Raw genomic sequence first — 17192 nt, 5'->3', positions numbered from 1 at the left:
GCTATTTGACTAATGATAGAAAATCGTATGGAAGAAGGATTTTATCATCATTTTGATAGTGGTCGTCTGCTTTCGCTGATTCTTTTAGTTTGTTCATTTCTTGCTGAAGCTTTTCCATTTTTTTATCTAATTGAGATGCTGTTATGGCTGCTTCTTTTAATTCATCCTTCATATGCTGAGGGATTTCTTTATTGTATTTGTAGTAAATTTTGTGTTCCAAGCTAGCCCAGAAATCCATTGCGATGGTTCGGATTTGAATTTCAACGCAGACATGGTCCTCACGGTCGGACATGAAGATTGGGATTTGCACTATTAGATGCAAGCTTTTATACCCGTTTGGCTTTGGGTTTTTAATATAATCCCTGCACTCAATTACGGTAATATCCTTTTGTTGTTGCAGCATTTCACTGATTTTATAAATATCCGAGATGTATGAGCAAGTGATGCGAATTCCCGCAATATCACGAATGTTTTCTTTAATTGACTCAATCGAATAGTCATATCCTTTGCGGTTGACTTTATTTAAAATACTTTCAGGCGATTTTAATCGAGATGAAACGTGTTCGATTGGGTTGTAATCATGCATATACTTAAATTCCTGCTTCAAAATATTGATTTTCGTCATCATTTCTTCAAGTGCAAACTTATACGACATCATAAATCGTAGTAGCTCCACCTTCATATCTTTTAGCTGATCAATTCTTATACCTACAGACATCATTCGTCTCCTTTTTACTGTGAAGTTATCGGTTTCTTGATGATTGAAGCCTTGACACCTAGTTCTTGCAGTTTTTTTGCAAGCTTGCGTAGTTTCAGTTTGTTTTGTTCACTTTTAGATTCAACTTTTAACATGACCTCGTGTCACCTCACTATTTAAATTCTAAATGACACGGTGTCACAAGTCAATTATCTATGACACATTGTCACATTATGTTCACACAAAAGCCTTCCCCATTTTTTTGAGAAAGGCCCAATGATTTTATATAGCAGTGCTTGTTTTCTCTACAACAGATTTCTTTTCATTTAATTCTGGGTGTGCTTTTCTCATGACACTCGGTCTTGCTAAAACGAGAGTTACTGCAATTAAAGCGATAGCTGATACTATTAGAATGTATTGACCTGGAAGAATATCATACAACAATCCGAAAATAATCATCCCAAGTGGCATTAAAGCAACCGCCATAGATTCCAAAATAGAGAATACTCGACCTTTAAAGTCATCATCAATCATTTTTTGCATCATAACTTGAATTGGTGTATTGACAACGATAATCATCGAACCGAACGTAAACATCGCTACAAAATAGTATGCAAACACCGACCAATAGGATAATGAGATCATTAATGGTACAGACATCGCTCCCATGATTACACCTAAACCAATGATTCCACGTTTTGAAACAAGGAATGGAAACTTCACTTCTTTTCGAATCGAGAAATAAATCGAGAATAATAGCATTCCAACCGCAAATGCCCCTTGTGTGAATCCGAAATGTTGTGAAGCTAGTTTTAATTTTTCAATTAAGATGAAGGAGTAACCAACCTCAAATGCGCCAAATAAGAAGTTAATGATTAATGAAATCCAGATCATCGTCATTAAAATCTGTTTTGTTTTTAGATAACCAATTCCCGCTTTTATGCTTTGCCACATTGTTTCTTTCTGCTCTTGTTCGTCTTTGGCCTTGCGTTTTGAGAACAGATTGAAGTTCATTGTTGATTCCAAGATAACTGCAATCACAGAAGCTACGATATACATTCCTAAAAATAATTCCATTGAAACAGTCCCATATAATAGTCCTCCAACTGCTGGGCTACCGATTGCTGCAAACGACATTGAAATCTGATTGAGTGACATCGCTCTTTGGATTCGATCTTCATCAACCAAGCCAGTAACTGATGACGTAAAGGTTACACCTGTAAATGAAGATGCAATGGATAATACAACCGTTGTCGTGTAAATCGCAATCAGTGATAGACCGTACGTCATGCTCACTACAAGAAGCCCAACGATTGCTAGCGTTGTCACAAGCTGTGAGATAATGACGATCTTTTTCCGAGAATATTTGTCTGCTGCATAACCAGCCAGCGGTGTGACAAGTGCCCTCGGCAATAAATTACAAATCAGATTTGTTGCGAAACTCGTTGCAGAGCCTGTTAGTTGAAGAATATAAAAGCTAATTGCAAATGCGTATACTTGTGCGCCAAATGAGGAAATGATTTTACTGATTGTGAATGTAAATAAATGATACGTCGCTCTTTTAAGCTTTTGTTGTTCATTCATGATAATTCCTCCAATATCGGGAAAGTTTAATTTAATTAAACAAATCATATCATCATTATACTTCCTTTTCAACAAAAAGTTTAATATAATTAAACAAAATACTAAAAATAGGGAGAGTGCCTATTTCACATGCTTGGTGAACGCATCCGTAAATTACGCAAACAAAAGAAATTAACACTAGAAGAGCTTGCAGGAACAAAGCTAACAAAGGGCATGCTGAGCCTAATTGAAAATAACAAAGCAAATCCATCAATGGAGAGTTTAACTTATATTGCAGAAAGACTAGAGATTGAGTTGTCGCAGCTTTTGAATGAAGTGAATTATGATGAATTAAGGAAAGTATTGGATGAGGCAGAAAGGTTATTTTCACTTGATTATGAAGAACACCCTGAAAAATTTCATAAGCTGTTTACTCTCATCGAGCCAGTGGTTCCCCAATTAAACCAGGGGTATGAAACTGCAAGATTCCTGGAGCTATACGGGTACAGTCTTTATTTCGAAAAAAAAGGTGACTGGAAACAACCATTAAAGCAAGCAGCGAACCTGTACGATCAAATGAATGTCACAACAAAAAGAGTTAGCATCGCCTCGTTTCGCTGCCTGGCCTATTTTATTGACCATGACTATGAAAAATCATTGGAAACCATTTTGCAGGAACGAGAAGAAATTGAAAAAAATCATGTATATATTGATCCACTTTCAAGATTAGACCTTGATTATAATGAGGCCATTATATATTTTGCTGTAGGTGATACCGAAGCAGCTAAGAAAGTCATGGAAGATGCCATTTCCTTCTCGCAAAAAAATAAAACATTTTATCGAATTGATGATTTGTATCGGCTTGCTGCTGCATATTCGATGATGGCAGAGGAATGGGAACAATATGATTATTACCTCAACAAATTAGAGCAGTATGCGGAGTTTTCAGATGATAAATTATCAAAAATCACAGCAAAACTCTTTTACATTGAATCTCTAAATGTTATAAAGCACGATTATCACGCAGCCCTTACGATCATTGATCAGTTTTTAAATGAGTCAGAGTTTACTCAACATCAATTAATTGAATGGTTTTCTCTTGAAAAAGGAAAGGCATTAAAAGGACTAAAGCGTTATGAGGAAGCAATTCGCTATTTTAAAAAAGTGGTAATTCCTTCCTACCATCACCATCCCTTTGACTTGTCACAATTTTATTTAAAGGAAACGTATATGGCTCAATGTTTAGTTGAACTCGGAAAAATAGACGAAGCTCTTTCGTCAGCAAAAAAAGCGGTAGATTTATTTGATCATCTCCCTGACTCTCCTTTTAAAGAATTGAGTAAGGAAACCTATCATGCAATCCAGGCTTTGAACGTTGAAAATCATGATTGATACACTGATTCATCTCAGGAAATAAAAAGCACTTTAACATTAACCATAATTTTTGTTATCATACTTAATGAAAAAGCATTAATGAAACAGGTGAAAAAATTGGATTATCAAGTTTTACTTTATTACAAATACATCGAAATCAATGACCCGCTTTCCTTTAGAGATGCCCATTTTGAATTATGTTCTGGGCTTGGATTAAACGGTAGAATCCTTGTTGCAACTGAAGGAATTAATGGTACGGTTTCAGGTACTGTGGAGCAGACAGAAAAATACATCGAGTATATGCGAAGCGACACTCGTTTTTCGGATATGGTATTTAAGATTGAAAAAAGTGAAGGACATGCTTTTAAAAAGTTAAAAATTAAGGTAAAACCAGAGATTGTTAATTTAAGTCTTGAAAAGGATTTAAACCCAAATGAAATCACTGGTAAACATCTCTCTCCAAAGGAATTCCTAGAAACGATGCAACAAGAGGATGTCATCATCCTCGATGCGCGTAATACGTATGAATACGATCTTGGCCATTTTAAAGGGGCGATTCGACCAGACATCGAGACCTTTCGTGAGCTGCCAAAATGGGTGGAGGAAAACTTAAGTCAGCACAAGGATAAGAAAATATTAACCTATTGTACAGGCGGCATTCGTTGTGAAAAATTCTCAGGATTCCTTGTGAATGAAGGATTTAAAGATGTTTCGCAGCTTGAAGGTGGGATTATCACATACGGATATGACCCAGAGGCGAAAGGTGCTCTATGGGATGGAAAATGCTATGTATTTGATGAACGAATTTCGGTACCGGTCAATCGAACTGGTGAAGAAACGGTGGTTGGAAAATGTTATCACTGTGGAAAACCAGAAGAACGTTATGTGAAATGTGGAAACCCTGAGTGCAACAAGCATCTTCTACTTTGCGAGGACTGTGAACACGAACATTACAGATCCTGCAGCCAAGAATGCAAAGATCACCCTCACAACCGTTATGTAAAAGAACTTCAGTTAGTGTAAATGGCAAACTGCTCAGCGAAACCTGAGCAGTTTTTTATCATTATCTTGCAATTTCTTCTATTTCCTCAGAGACATAAACTACTTTCCCCTGTACTTTTTCCTGAGCCACTTTGTACATTGCTTTTGCAACTATTTTTCCTTCATTTGCTCTATATTTTCGAAAAGGCCCCACGAATATATATTTTAAGACTTTAAATAATATAGCAGCCATTTCTTCCCCTAGGCGAAATTCATTTCTGTCCCCAAGAAGGAGGGATGGCCGGAAGATGGAAAGTTTTTCGAAGCCGAGTTTCTGAACTTTTTCCTCGAGTTCCCCTTTCATCCTTGAGTAAAAGATTTTAGAATTTATATCCGCGTTCATGGAACTAACCACTAAATAATGCTTCGCACCACTTTCCCTCGCAATTCGACCTATCTCAACTGGATAATCCACATCTATTTTATACATCACTTCCTGTGTCTTCGCCTTTTTGATGGTAGTACCTAGACATACGAACACATCATCAACAACAAAATAATGTTCATATTTATCAAGACCATCAAAATCGACGACTACCTCTGTTAACTTCGAATGATTCAACCCAAGTGGTCTTCGAACTAAGGCGTACACCTTTTTATATTCAGGTGCCTCTAACATTAAATGAAGCAGTTCATTCCCAATTAACCCAGTCGCCCCTGCTATTAAGGCTGATTTCCCTTCCACTTTACCTACTTCCTTTCACGTACAAAAACTAATCTATTTCCCTCAATTATATCTTCTATTTTAAAAATTGGCATTCCCTTGCTCTAAATGTACTTTATCTTTTAAAATGCGTTTTTATCTTTTATAGTACATTTGGTGGTAAAAGCTCGAAATCAAAAAATAGGAAATAAGAATCACTTTAGTTTTTTAATTTTTCAGTTTCTTACCAAAATTTTCACTTATTATAAGCAAAGTTGTCGAATTTATATTATAATAGAAACATATATTGTCGAACTATTTGATAAATTATAAAACTTACTACTACATTGTCGAAGGTGAATTATGGAAATTACAAAGCACATTTTGTTTAACCTTTCGTTATTAATCATTCTTTTATTTATCGGTTTAATATGGTTTGAACGAAAAAGAAACCTTACCCTTTCAAAAGGTGAAGCGTACATAGGATTAGTTATGCTTATTTTGGTTTGCTTTATATTTTCCTATCAACCAACCCCAACCTACTACTTTGACCTTCGTCTTATTCCAGTTTTAATTGGAGGTCTTTATCTAGGACTTGGTCCCATTTTATGTTTGACCGTAATTGTTATAAGAGGATTTTATGGGATAAACCTGGGATTTTTTGCAACAATCTTATTATACCTTCCTCTTTCCGTTATTTTATGGAAAGTTTATCCGTGTTTTTGGAAGTTAAGTTCTAATAAACGGATATGTGTATCGGTACTTTTCACATTTATTTTATCCGTTCTTACAGCTGCTGCACTACAAATTTCAAACCCACCGGACAATCCTTTTGATGCTTGGTTTGCTTACCTAACTATTCCACCGATTGGCTTAGGTATATTAGCTTACTTAACCGAATTTGTCCGCAATAATATCCAAATGCGACAAACAATTGTAAAATCAGAAAAACTTCATGCGGTCGAACAGTTGGGAGCAGCGATTTCTCATGAAATTAGAAATCCTTTAACAGCAGCAATGGGATTTGTACAGTTGTTAATGTCAAATACCCTCCCGCGCCATAAACAAAAGGAGTACCTATTAATTATTAAAGAAGAATTAGGTTCTGCTGAAAGGGTTATTAAAGATTATTTGACGTTTTCAAAACCGTCATTAGAATCGGTTGAAACGCTTCAGATCAAGCGAGAATTGCAGCAGGTCATTTCCATTTTAAGGCCAACTGCGAATCAGCACTCCGTGGAAGTGATTACGAATTTTGCGTTAATTGGCTCGATGGAAGGAGACCGACAGAAGTTTCACCAATGCTTTATTAATGTCATAAAAAATGCAATTGAGGCCATGCCGGGTGGGGGTCAATTATTTGTCGAAACCAGATATGACCGTTCCGATGTATCAATTGTTATTAGAGACACAGGTGTGGGGATGACGATGGAACAGATTGACCGGCTTGGTGAGCCCTATTACTCCACAAAAGGAGCAAAAGGAACCGGTCTCGGCATGATGGTCGTCTACAGTATTGTAAAAGCAATGAATGGCACAATTCGTGTAACAAGTACAATTGGAGAAGGAACCGAATTCACCTTTCAATTTCCTTCCGTCCTTTCCATAAATGAGCCCCACGCGTAAACGTGGGGTTATTTTATGTAAAATCTAAAAATGCCTTTCCTCGCTTTTTAGCACGAATATCCCGCTTAATGGCTTCGTAAACTTCATCTTTTGTTCCTTTTAATTCAAGTTTATCTTCGGTAAGTAGGCAATACAGGAGCTTTAAATCTATTGCGGAAGCATCCTTCATAACTTTTGTTTTAGAGGTATCATCAATATAAGCGATGATCATCTCTCCAGATCTAAACTCAGCAAAATTTAATTTCGTTCCGACCAAACCGCTGTAATTTTCTTGAAATAAAGAATCAACAATATCGGAAAACTTTGGTTTTGATTTATTATTGGAGGGTTTTTCTGACATAGTTTTTATCCCTATTTCCTCAATTGAGACATCACCGTGAAGATGAAAAATATCAATTGCTTTATCAATTTCTATTAAATCCTTTCTCGGTAGTTGAAGGGTTTCATAGATTGTTTTCAATTTTTCTAAATGAACTGCGACCTTTTTATAGGTTAATGTACTCATCTATTTCATCCTCCACTTATAAGAGACTATTAAAAATATTTGGTTCTACACAAAATAAAATTTCATCCGTTAATTCTGCGTATTCCGAACGTTTTTTACCATCTGCTGTATCGCGTGCAATCCCCTCAATGTGTTTGATCACCGTTTTGAAAAAGTAATTCCCTTCTTCCAAATCTGAGAGTACCGAATCAATATCAGCTTCTTTTAATTCCACTTTTAAATCCATTATCGCTCGAACATTGTTGACATTGGCTTTTTTCAGCGTCTCAAATATCCCGATTAATTTTGGTTTTGGTCCAAATAAAAATTTAGCAAGCTGTGCTTTTTTATGTTCAATACAATAAGTGTTATAAATCTGTTCAACCGATTTAGTGTAATGGACTACCCCGCGAGTACTCATTGTTTGAATAATCGACGGGATCAAATAGTAATCCGAGAGAAGGAATGCCCCTTGGGTTATCACATTATTACTTGGTGGACAATCAAATAATATATAGTCATATTTACATTCAAGCCCCGTACTCTGGAAAAATTGCTGGAGCACAATAAGGTCTTCAAAATCATCTCTTAATCTTGAAGCGATATGATCAAGGCCACCATTTGTATAAAAAAGATTAGATGGAATGAAGTGGATTTGTTCTGGAGTTTGTTTGATCAAACTTGTCGTATCAATCGAATATTTTAAATATGGGTATTCTTTACATTGCTCCCACAAATCATAGACAAAATTTAGACTTTCATTGAATTCAAGCTGTTCAAGGTTTCTATCAATTCTTGTCAGACAAATTTCACTCAGCGAACATTGTGGATCTAAATCAATTAAGAGCACCCTCTTTTTTGCCTCTGCTAGATGAAGAGCAATCTGATAAATACTCGTAGTCTTGCCCACTCCTCCTTTGTAATTCCCAACAAAAATCTTTTTTCCTTCAGCCACATGCTGACCCCCTCAGAAGTATTCAATCAAATGCGCCTTGGCGTACTTGCGCCCAAATTTTTTCGGGCTTGCTCGAAAAATTTCAGTTAAAAATCGCATGTCTCCGCCGGTGGCTTTAACTATATTCAGTCAAGGCTTTAATCCACCACTCAATGTATACTCTTTTTACATTCATTAACACTTATAAAAGTAAGGGACTTCTGCTGAATATAGTTAAATTTATTAGAGAAATCGGAAAATATTCTTATTTCAGGAGTCATAACTTTTGCTTATGTAAATTTATAAAATTTTTATAATTTTCTAATATCAAATATTACTATATGATAAAAGTAATCAATCATAATGGGGGTTAAAGGATGGACATTAAAAATGATGTTAAAAAGCAATTTGGTCGTAGTGCTCACAACTACGTAACTAGCGAAGGTCATCGGAAAGGTGGAGATTTACAAACATTAGTTGCATTGGCTGACGCTAAAGGAACGGAACTGGCACTTGACATTGCTACTGGTGGTGGTCATACTGCGAATGCCCTCGCTCCCCTTGTAAAAAAGGTTACAGCTTTCGATTTAACACCGGAAATGTTAGCTGCTGCGGAAAAGTTTATTAAAGGTAATGGTCATTCCAACGTTGAATTTGTTGAAGGGGATGCTGAAAAACTACCATTCTCAGATAAAGCATTCGATATCGTGTCTTGCCGGATTGCACCTCACCATTTTCCTAATATTAACAGATTTGTAAGTGAAGTATCACGTGTTTTAAAAACAGGCGGACAGTTCTTGTTAGATGATAATGTGGTTCCTGAGAACGATGAATTTGATGAGTTTTATAATACAGTTGAAAAAAAGAGAGACTATAGTCATTTTCGTGCTTGGAAAAAGTCCGAGTGGTTTCAAATGTTAGAAAATGAGGACTTTGAAATCCAAGAACTCTATCGATTTGATAAAACATTTGAATTTGAGAGTTGGTGTGACCGCATGCATTTGACAGATCACGAGAAGGACGAACTAACCGAATACATGCTAAACGCTTCCGAAAAAATCAAACAAAAGTTTCGAATTCAAATCGAGAATAATAAACTTAAATCCTTCCAAGGGGAAGCGGTTGTGCTAAAGGCAACAAAACTTTAGGATTAAAGTGAAGGGATTCCTCCACTTTTTTCATATCAATTAGGAGGTGATAGTTTTGTTTAAGGATGAAGTAACAAAGTTGATAAAAATCGAATATCCAATAATCCAAGCCCCAATGGCAGGTGGTGTTACAACTTCAGAATTGGTGGCTGCTGTTTCAAATTCCGGTGGTTTAGGAATGATTGGTGCAGGCTATATGACTTCTACCCAATTACGAGAACAAATTAGGGAAATCAAGCAATTAACAACCAAACCTTTCGGGGTCAATCTATTTGTTCCAGTTGAATTTGAGGCAAAAGAAGATGAAGTTAAATCAGCTAATCAATTACTTAACCCGATTCGAGAAAAATTGAATTTATCTCCAAAAGATTATGATGAAATCCCCTCATTTCATCATGCTCTTGAAAAATATGTTGAGCAAATCAAAGTTGTCGTTGAAGAAAAGGTCCCTATTTGTTCCTTTACATTTGGACTTCCTTCCAAAAACGTAATCGCGGAATTAAAACAACATAATATCGTTTTAATGGGAACAGCAACAACCGTTAAAGAAGCAAGCGAAGTTGAAAAAGCAGGCCTGGATATGGTAGTCGTTCAAGGCAGTGAAGCTGGTGGTCATCGCGGAAGCTTTATCAAAGGAGAACAGGAAAACTTAGTCGGGTTAATGTCACTTATCCCACAAGTTGCTGACAATGTAAGTATTCCAGTTATTGCTGCTGGTGGAATTATGGATGCTAGAGGATTAATGGCTTCCATTTGCTTAGGAGCACAGGCTGTTCAAATGGGAACAGCTTTCTTAGCTTGTATTGAAAGTGGAGCACATCAAGTACATAAACTTGCGATCCTTAATGCTTCAGAAGACGAAACGGTTATAACCCGTTCATTCTCTGGTAAGTGGGCACGCGGACTCGCCAACCCCTTTATTTTTAACATGCAGCAATATGAAAAAGATTTGCCGGATTTTCCGATTCAAAACTCTCTTACTCAGGATATCCGAATAGCTTCAGGTTCACAAAATAACAAGGATTTCATGTCCCTTTGGTCTGGACAAAGTCCGAGGTTATCGAAAAATCAAAGTGCAAAAACATTGATAGAATCGATCATTTTAGAAGCGAAAAATTTAAAGCAGTGAATTTCTGTTGAAATCCACTGCTTCGTTTTTTTTCAGTTCTTTAAAGCATGGCAATGGTTCAGCGGTCCACTTCCCTTTCCAAGGTCAAGTCCCGCTTCTAATGCTCCTGTAATATATCGTTTTGCTTCTTGAATACTTGTTTTTATATCCAAGCCTGCTGCTAAATTACAAGCAATCGCTGACGATAGCGTACAACCTGTGCCATGAGAATTCGGGTTATCAATACGTGATCCTGGGAACCATGTGAATTCCCCATTGCTATATAAGAGATCATCCGCGGTATCCTCAAGATGACCTCCTTTGATTAAAATGCCCCCCTTATACATTTCGGACAATTTTTGGGCGGCCACTTGCATGTCTTCCTTCGTGTGAATCTCCATTCCACAAAGCGCCTCGGCCTCGTGAAGATTTGGTGTAATAATAGTAGCAAGCGGAAATAATCTAGTAATAAGAGCATCCATCGCCGATTCAGTCAATAGTCTACTTCCACTTGTAGAAATCATAACTGGGTCCAAGACAATATTTTGAGGTTGAAATTCTTCTAGCTTCTCAACGATTTTATGAATAATTTCTGGTGAGGACACCATCCCTATTTTTACACTGTCAGGAAAAATATCAGTCATAATGCAATCAAGCTGTTGGCCAACAAATTCCGGCGAAGAATCAAGCACCCCGTAAACACCTGTTGTGTTTTGTGCAGTGAGAGCCGTGATAGCACTCATTGCATACATTTTATGGGCAGTGATTGTTTTAATATCCGCTTGAATCCCCGCTCCCCCACTACAGTCAGAGCCAGCAATCGTCAGTACCTTTTTCATTATCCTTCACTCCTATTGTTAACCATTTCAGTTGAAAGTTCTTTTAATTTTGTTGTTGCAGCGGTGATGTCTGACTGTGCAAAGATCGCCGATACAACAGCTACTCCGTCTACGCCACTTCCGGCTAACTCTAAAATATTCCCTTTATTAATTCCACCGATTGCAACAATTGGAATCGATACGCTTCTGCAAATTTCTTGGACTGTTTCAAATGTCATCGGCTCTGCATCGGACTTGGTGCTCGTTGGAAATACAGAACCAATCCCGAGATAATCAGCTCCCGCTTTTTCAGCAGCAATAGCTTGCTCCACATTTTGAGCAGACACACCGAGAATTTTATCTGGTCCAATCAACTCTCGGACTTTTTCAACCGGCATGTCCTCTTGACCAACATGCACGCCATCTGCATCACAAGCCCGCGCAATCTCGACATTGTCATTAATAACAAATGGAACATGATAGAAATCAGTTAGCCTTTTTAATTCAATTGCTTCCTGTAAAAATTCATCATATCCGAGACTTTTTTCTCTGAGCTGTAAAAAAGTAATTCCACCCTTTAGTGCAGCTTCTACTTGCTCAACTAAAGATTGATTGCCTGTCCAGGCACGATCGGTTACTGCGTATAATAGCATTGCATTTTTATCGATTTTCAATGTTCATCCCACCCTGAAGTAATGTAAAGTCTAGTTTGCTCATGGAATCAATCAAATACGTTCGAAATGATGAAGTTCCACCATTTAATTCTTCTACTTTTTGATGAGCTAATTCACCGCAATATCCCATCGCGCTCACTGCAGCGGCCGTACTTTTTAAAATTTCCTGAGGATTTGCCCCACAAAAAGCAGCAACAACGGATGAAAGCATGCAGCCTGTCCCCGTTATTTTGGACATCATTTGATGACCATTTCTGATTGCATAAGCTTCTTCCGTATCTGCAACGATATCAATGGCACCCGTGATCGCAATAACAGCTCCTGTTTGCTTACTTACCACTTTCGCAAATTGAACCATTTCATCGAGATTTCCTTCATTGATGACATCTTCAGCTGCTGCATCAACACCTTTTGTATTTCCACTACCGGCATGTACGGTTTTTATTTCTGATAAATTACCTCTAATAACTGCAAACTGAACCTCTTTTAAAAGGCGATAAACCGTATCAGTTCTTAATCTAGATGCACCAGCTCCAACTGGATCTAAAACAACAGGATGCCCCAATCTATTTGCAGCTTTTCCTGCTAAAATCATGGATTCGATCGTTCTTTCATTTAATGTCCCGATGTTAATCACAAGCGCGCTACAAATGCTTGTAATATCCTCCACTTCCTTTGGATCATCCGCCATAATCGGGGATCCCCCACAAGCAAGAACAATATTTGCAACGTCATTCACCGTCACATAATTTGTAATATTATGTACAAGCGGTGTGTTATTTCTTACATTTGATATGATTTGCTCAAACATCTATTAGCCTCCTAAATAATCAAATGCGCCTTGGCGGATTTGCGCCCAGATTTTTTCGAGCCTGCCTCGAAAACTTTCCTTTAAAAATCTGTGGCATCCGCCGGAGGCATTTTTTTATTCAACAGGGTTTAAGCCCTGTTGAATAAAAAATGCGGTATACCTGATTAAGATATACCGCATGAATACTCATACTTACGCACATTCCCTACGTTGGCATTATCCAAATCAGGTTAAGGGTCAAAGCTACATTTCGCCTACTCTCAGCCCACATTGTGTGAGCCCCCCTGTTACTATTCAATTCACTTTATTATAGCACATCAAATTTATCTGTCATTCTTTTTGAAAAGTTTAGTGGGACCAAGGGGACGGTTCTGGTGGTCCCACATTTTTAGGTACCGCGGGAACCGTCCCCCTCGGTTCAAAAAAGTTTTATTGCTTTCGTCACAACAATAGTGTACGATACATAGTATAAATCAAATACTGTATGACATATAGTAATAAAAAATGAGGTGGGTGAATGAGTAACTTATTAAACTCATTAATGACAGAGCTTAGAAGAGGAACGTTAACACTAGCGGTATTAAGTCAATTACGAACCCCTCAATATGGATATTCACTTGTTCAATTATTAGAGGGTTCAGGAATTGCGATTGACCAAAGTACCTTATACCCCTTGCTTCGCCGCCTGGAAAAGCAGGAATTGGTGACGAGCAGCTGGGACACATCTGAAAGCAGACCCCGTAAGTACTATGTGTTAAGTGAATACGGGCTCGAAATCTTTTTACAGCTAAAAAAGGAATGGATTCAAAATTCAAAAGAGCTTTACAGACTATTAGAGGGAGAGGAAGATTATGAATCTGATTGATATCTACATTCAGGAGGTTACAAGAAGACTACCTGAAAAAATGCGTGACGATATCGCACTTGAATTACGTTCAACCATCGAGGATATGTTGCCAGATGACTATAATGAAGCAGATGTAAAAACTGCACTAGAGAAATTAGGGAGCCCAGTAAAATTGGCTAATAATTATCGAGACCGGCCAATGTATCTAATTGGTCCACGTTATTTCGACGTGTATGTAAGCTTATTAAAAATGATTTTACCGATTGCCGCAGTAGTTGCACTCATCTCGACGTTTGCTGAATATTTTATCGGGTATCAAGGTGAGGAAGCCATCATTAATGTAGTTTTGGACTTGATAGGCTTCGGTATTTGGAAAATAATTGAGGTTTCGATTCAAACTTTCTTTTGGTTCACGCTTGTGTTTGCCATGATAGAAAGAATCGATAAAGGAAAAGATAACCAGCCACTAACAACCAGCCTACAAAAATGGACTCCTGATGATTTGAAATATATCGCCTATATCCCTAAGAAAAAGAAGATCTCAAAATGTGAAGTATTTGGTGCTTTATTGTGGACAGCAATTTGGGCAACCCTTTATTTTTATGCCAACCAACTTCTAGGTATCTATGAAGGGGGAAATGATGGTCTCGAATTTGTAACACCCGCTTTAAATCAAGAGGTTTTACTTTCATTTTGGCCCATCGTTCTAGTTGTAATCGGTTTGGAAGTAGCATTAGCCCTATATAAACTAATCATAGGACAATGGACGAAAAGAATGGTGATCTACAATACTACCATTCAGGTGTTTTCAACCATTTTATTCATCGTAATCTTCATAAATCCTAACATCTTAAACCAAGATTTCACCTCGTATATGACAGATTTATTTGGCATCACTGATAATCAATTTACAATATGGCTCATTGCTACAGTACTCATTTCAATAATTGTTTCAGCAGCCATCACGATATTTGATGGGATTCGCAAAGCCAACATTCGATAGGAACCAAGGGACCAAGGGGACGGTTCCCTTGGTTCTTCATTTTTACCACAACCTTCTTAATGATTAGTTGTCCTAATCTTTTTTCAGGGTGCATATAGATGAGTAGTAGATATGGGACAAAGGAGTTTGGTAACTTTGAATAAATTTTTGGCTGCGATTGGTATTGCTTTTATCATATTCGTTACCGGTGTTATTGAAGCGGATGATGTCTTCGAATACAAAAATGCCATTTCTGTTTCTGGTCTTTCTTCTGATGAAGAAGTAACTATAAATGCAGAAGAGAAAAACGTGATCGAGGGACTAATTCCAGAATTGGAAATGCAGTTCGTTGACACAGAGGTTGTCAACGGAAATAAAGTCGAAATCTACCGTGAGTATGAGGTTTATCGTAATGAAGCGAACAAAGTAATTAAAAAAGTTCCTACCGACAACTTTGAGTATTTGGAGTACTGGAAATAGGAGTTTAGCCAGGCTAAACTCCTTTTTTAACAACTCTCTACAAATCTAGTAAAAATACGCTTCGCAATCTCATCGCCATTAACCGCCAAGCCTTCCGGATGCCATTGAACCCCTAACACAAAAGAATGCCCAGTACTTTCAATTGCCTCGATTATTCCATCTGAAGCTACTCCAGACACATCAAGTGGGTATGGCACGTTGCGAACAGCCTGATGGTGATACGTATTCACCTTAAACTCGGTAGTCCCGGCAATAGATGCAAGTAAACTTCCTTCCTTCGCTTTAACAAAATGGGCAAGATAATGCCTTGTTGCATTTTGAGAATGCTGAAGCAATGTAGTCTCATGCTGCGAATAAATATCCTGATACATATCTCCACCAACTGCGATATTCAAGATCTGAATCCCCCGACAAATCGCAAGGATTGGCTTATTCGCGGCAAGCATCTCTTGAATAATCGCGGGTTCCAAGTGATCCCGTCCAGGTGAAATCGTCCCTAACTTTGGATGTGGTTCCTCCCCGAAAAGAAAAGGATCAATATCTCCTCCTCCTGTTAAAAGCAGTCCATCTATTTTACTAACAAGCTGTGAAACATCCTCGTCAATCCCAATTGGCAAAATAACAGGAATTCCACCGGCTTGAATGACGGCTTGAACATAATCATTCGACAAAGTATGTTTATAATCCAACTCAACATGCGACGTAACACCAATAATCGGTTTATTCATATGGATCCTCCTTATTTTAAAATAATCTCATCCATAAAATCAGCTAATGAATAAAGTGTGTTTCCATTACGACCTGTAGTTGTTTTTGCTGTAAGTAATGACTGTAAAATAGCTTCCTCTGTTGCATCAGCCGTTGCTAAGAAGGCTTGATCTAGGTCATCTTCATGGACTGCTTTGAATGTCTGTAATGTATTGTTGTTTTCGTGGCTGATTTTGTTTGCGGTTGAAAAGCCAACGAAAATATCTCCACTCCCATTTCCAATAAAAGAGCCTGTTCTGCTAAGTCCCACTGAAGCACGCTTGATAATTCGCTTTAATTGGCGTGATGTCACGGGTAAATCAGTTGCGATAATAATCATGATGGAGCCTTTGTCACCATCTGGACTTGTTGCAGAAAGCTTGGATTTAATTACTGGCCCTACATGAACTCCATTTAATCGAAACTGATCAATTTCCCCAAAGTTTGAGAGCACCAATACTCCTAGCGTGTAGTTACCATGCGGATATGTAAGAATCCTAGAAGATGAGCCAATGCCTCCTTTAAGGCCAAAGCACTTCATTCCCATCCCTGCGCCAATGCTCCCCTCCTCAAAATGGGTATTCACGTTTGCTAGGGCTTCTCGAACATGATTTCTCGTGATGGACTGTTTACGGATATTATTTAAAAACATATCATTGCATTCGCCGATTACAGGATTTACAGTTCCTGTGGTGTCGCCGATTTCTTTATTTTGCTCGAGCATATAGCTGATAAGATGATCAGCAGCCACTCCCACACTCAAAGTATTTGTCAGCAAAATCGGCGTTTCAATCGTACCAAGCTCATCCATTTGAAGAGTCCCCATCGTCTTACCGAACCCATTCATAGCATATGAAGCAGCGACCACTTTATTGTTAAAAACATTTTGTTCATGCGGGATGATTGCTGTCACACCGGTTTGGATTTCACCTTTTGATATCGTGGAGTGGCCGACTTTGACACCTTTTACATCTGTGATTTTGTTGAAAGGCCCTGTTGGTAAGGTACCGATTTTTATCCCGTAATCTCGTAATCTTTTTTGCATGTTTGAAAAACCCTTTCCGATTTAGTGTTTATAATTAGTATAGGCTAGATGTGCGGAGAAAGTATGGGGGTGGGGATGTTTTTTTATACGCATCACAACTTTGCCTTACCCTTTTTTCGCCTTAATCTAGCAATCAGGCACAAATCACCATTTTGCATTACCCTTTTTCC

At 37.8% G+C, this 17192-nt stretch carries 18 protein-coding genes and 1 riboswitch; of the genes, 8 read left to right on the top strand and 10 right to left on the bottom strand.

What is annotated here, in order from left to right; translation table 11 throughout:
- Position 1: 1 nt before the first annotated feature.
- Positions 2–718, bottom strand: a complete 717-nt coding sequence (locus V7097_RS21790) for a GTP pyrophosphokinase (protein WP_335705740.1) — start codon at positions 716–718, stop codon at positions 2–4.
- Positions 719–979: 261 nt separating this feature from the next.
- The gene (locus tag V7097_RS21785) at positions 980–2281 is read right to left on the bottom strand and encodes an MFS transporter (RefSeq protein WP_335705739.1); all 1302 of its coding nucleotides are present in this window, start codon (positions 2279–2281) and stop codon (positions 980–982) included.
- Positions 2282–2410: 129 nt separating this feature from the next.
- On the opposite strand from V7097_RS21785, the gene V7097_RS21780 reads away from it, so the two are divergent.
- Together V7097_RS21780 and trhO are read left to right on the top strand one after the other, a co-directional pair.
- Entirely contained in the window at positions 2411–3652 is a 1242-nt protein-coding gene (locus tag V7097_RS21780) for a helix-turn-helix transcriptional regulator (RefSeq protein ID WP_335705738.1), read from the top strand.
- An 81-nt stretch (positions 3653–3733) separates the two neighbouring features.
- On the top strand, positions 3734–4657 hold the full coding sequence (gene trhO / locus V7097_RS21775) for an oxygen-dependent tRNA uridine(34) hydroxylase TrhO (protein WP_335705737.1): 924 nt from the start codon (positions 3734–3736) through the stop codon (positions 4655–4657).
- A gap of 40 nt (positions 4658–4697) precedes the next feature.
- Here the strand turns inward: trhO and V7097_RS21770 are convergent, their stop codons facing one another.
- Positions 4698–5360, bottom strand: coding sequence for an oxidoreductase (locus tag V7097_RS21770; RefSeq protein ID WP_335705736.1), 663 nt, complete (start codon positions 5358–5360; stop codon positions 4698–4700).
- Between the two features lie 321 nt (positions 5361–5681).
- Here V7097_RS21770 and V7097_RS21765 point away from each other — a divergent pair, with 321 nt between their 5' ends.
- Positions 5682–6944: a HAMP domain-containing sensor histidine kinase gene (locus tag V7097_RS21765; protein WP_335705735.1), complete on the top strand. Its 1263-nt coding sequence runs from the start codon at positions 5682–5684 to the stop codon at positions 6942–6944.
- Between the two features lie 13 nt (positions 6945–6957).
- Here V7097_RS21765 and V7097_RS21760 read toward each other — a convergent pair whose 3' ends face one another.
- Both V7097_RS21760 and V7097_RS21755 read right to left on the bottom strand, forming a co-directional pair.
- Positions 6958–7449 (bottom strand): hypothetical protein, encoded by a 492-nt coding sequence (locus tag V7097_RS21760; protein ID WP_335705734.1) that lies wholly within the window; start codon positions 7447–7449, stop codon positions 6958–6960.
- Positions 7450–7465: 16 nt separating this feature from the next.
- Complete coding sequence (locus V7097_RS21755) at positions 7466–8383, bottom strand: ParA family protein (protein ID WP_335705733.1); 918 nt, start codon at positions 8381–8383, stop codon at positions 7466–7468.
- A 356-nt stretch (positions 8384–8739) separates the two neighbouring features.
- On the opposite strand from V7097_RS21755, the gene V7097_RS21750 reads away from it, so the two are divergent.
- Complete coding sequence (locus V7097_RS21750) at positions 8740–9510, top strand: class I SAM-dependent methyltransferase (RefSeq protein WP_335705732.1); 771 nt, start codon at positions 8740–8742, stop codon at positions 9508–9510.
- A gap of 55 nt (positions 9511–9565) precedes the next feature.
- A complete protein-coding gene (locus V7097_RS21745) occupies positions 9566–10639 on the top strand; it encodes an NAD(P)H-dependent flavin oxidoreductase (protein ID WP_335705731.1) in 1074 nt (357 codons plus the stop codon).
- Between the two features lie 32 nt (positions 10640–10671).
- On the opposite strand, the gene thiD is transcribed toward V7097_RS21745, so the two are convergent.
- Genes thiD through thiM form a run of 3 tightly spaced genes read right to left on the bottom strand, consistent with a single transcriptional unit; the run spans position 10672 to position 12921 of the window.
- Positions 10672–11457, bottom strand: coding sequence for a bifunctional hydroxymethylpyrimidine kinase/phosphomethylpyrimidine kinase (thiD, locus tag V7097_RS21740; protein WP_335705730.1), 786 nt, complete (start codon positions 11455–11457; stop codon positions 10672–10674).
- Entirely contained in the window at positions 11457–12110 is a 654-nt protein-coding gene (thiE, locus tag V7097_RS21735) for a thiamine phosphate synthase (RefSeq protein ID WP_335705729.1), read from the bottom strand. The genes thiD and thiE overlap by 1 nt, the downstream gene beginning before the upstream one ends.
- A complete protein-coding gene (gene thiM / locus V7097_RS21730; protein WP_335705728.1) occupies positions 12097–12921 on the bottom strand; it encodes a hydroxyethylthiazole kinase in 825 nt (274 codons plus the stop codon). The genes thiE and thiM overlap by 14 nt, the downstream gene beginning before the upstream one ends.
- A 184-nt stretch (positions 12922–13105) precedes the next feature.
- A riboswitch (TPP riboswitch) is annotated at positions 13106–13217 on the bottom strand.
- A 221-nt stretch (positions 13218–13438) separates the two neighbouring features.
- On the opposite strand from thiM, the gene V7097_RS21725 reads away from it, so the two are divergent.
- The 3 genes from V7097_RS21725 to V7097_RS21715 all read left to right on the top strand — a co-directional run bounded on the left by V7097_RS21725 (position 13439) and on the right by V7097_RS21715 (position 15230).
- Positions 13439–13786 carry a PadR family transcriptional regulator gene (locus V7097_RS21725; protein WP_335705727.1) on the top strand — a complete coding sequence of 116 codons (348 nt, stop codon included), beginning with the start codon at positions 13439–13441 and terminating at the stop codon, positions 13784–13786.
- On the top strand, positions 13773–14771 hold the full coding sequence (locus tag V7097_RS21720; protein WP_335705726.1) for an HAAS signaling domain-containing protein: 999 nt from the start codon (positions 13773–13775) through the stop codon (positions 14769–14771). Before V7097_RS21725 ends, V7097_RS21720 begins: the two co-directional genes overlap by 14 nt.
- 135 nt (positions 14772–14906) lie before the next feature.
- On the top strand, positions 14907–15230 hold the full coding sequence (locus V7097_RS21715; RefSeq protein ID WP_335705725.1) for a hypothetical protein: 324 nt from the start codon (positions 14907–14909) through the stop codon (positions 15228–15230).
- A 26-nt stretch (positions 15231–15256) separates the two neighbouring features.
- On the opposite strand, the gene V7097_RS21710 is transcribed toward V7097_RS21715, so the two are convergent.
- Both V7097_RS21710 and V7097_RS21705 read right to left on the bottom strand, forming a co-directional pair.
- A complete protein-coding gene (locus V7097_RS21710; RefSeq protein ID WP_335705724.1) occupies positions 15257–15958 on the bottom strand; it encodes a gamma-glutamyl-gamma-aminobutyrate hydrolase family protein in 702 nt (233 codons plus the stop codon).
- 11 nt (positions 15959–15969) lie between these two features.
- Positions 15970–17022, bottom strand: coding sequence for a DmpA family aminopeptidase (locus V7097_RS21705; RefSeq protein ID WP_335705723.1), 1053 nt, complete (start codon positions 17020–17022; stop codon positions 15970–15972).
- Positions 17023–17192: the final 170 nt, after the last annotated feature.

It is taken from the genome of Bacillus sp. JJ1562 (genome assembly GCF_036962705.1).
In the GTDB taxonomy this organism is placed as follows: domain Bacteria; phylum Bacillota; class Bacilli; order Bacillales; family Bacillaceae_L; genus Ferdinandcohnia.
Note: the sequence above shows the minus strand (reverse complement) of the source record. Positions and strands in the feature narration are given on the sequence as shown.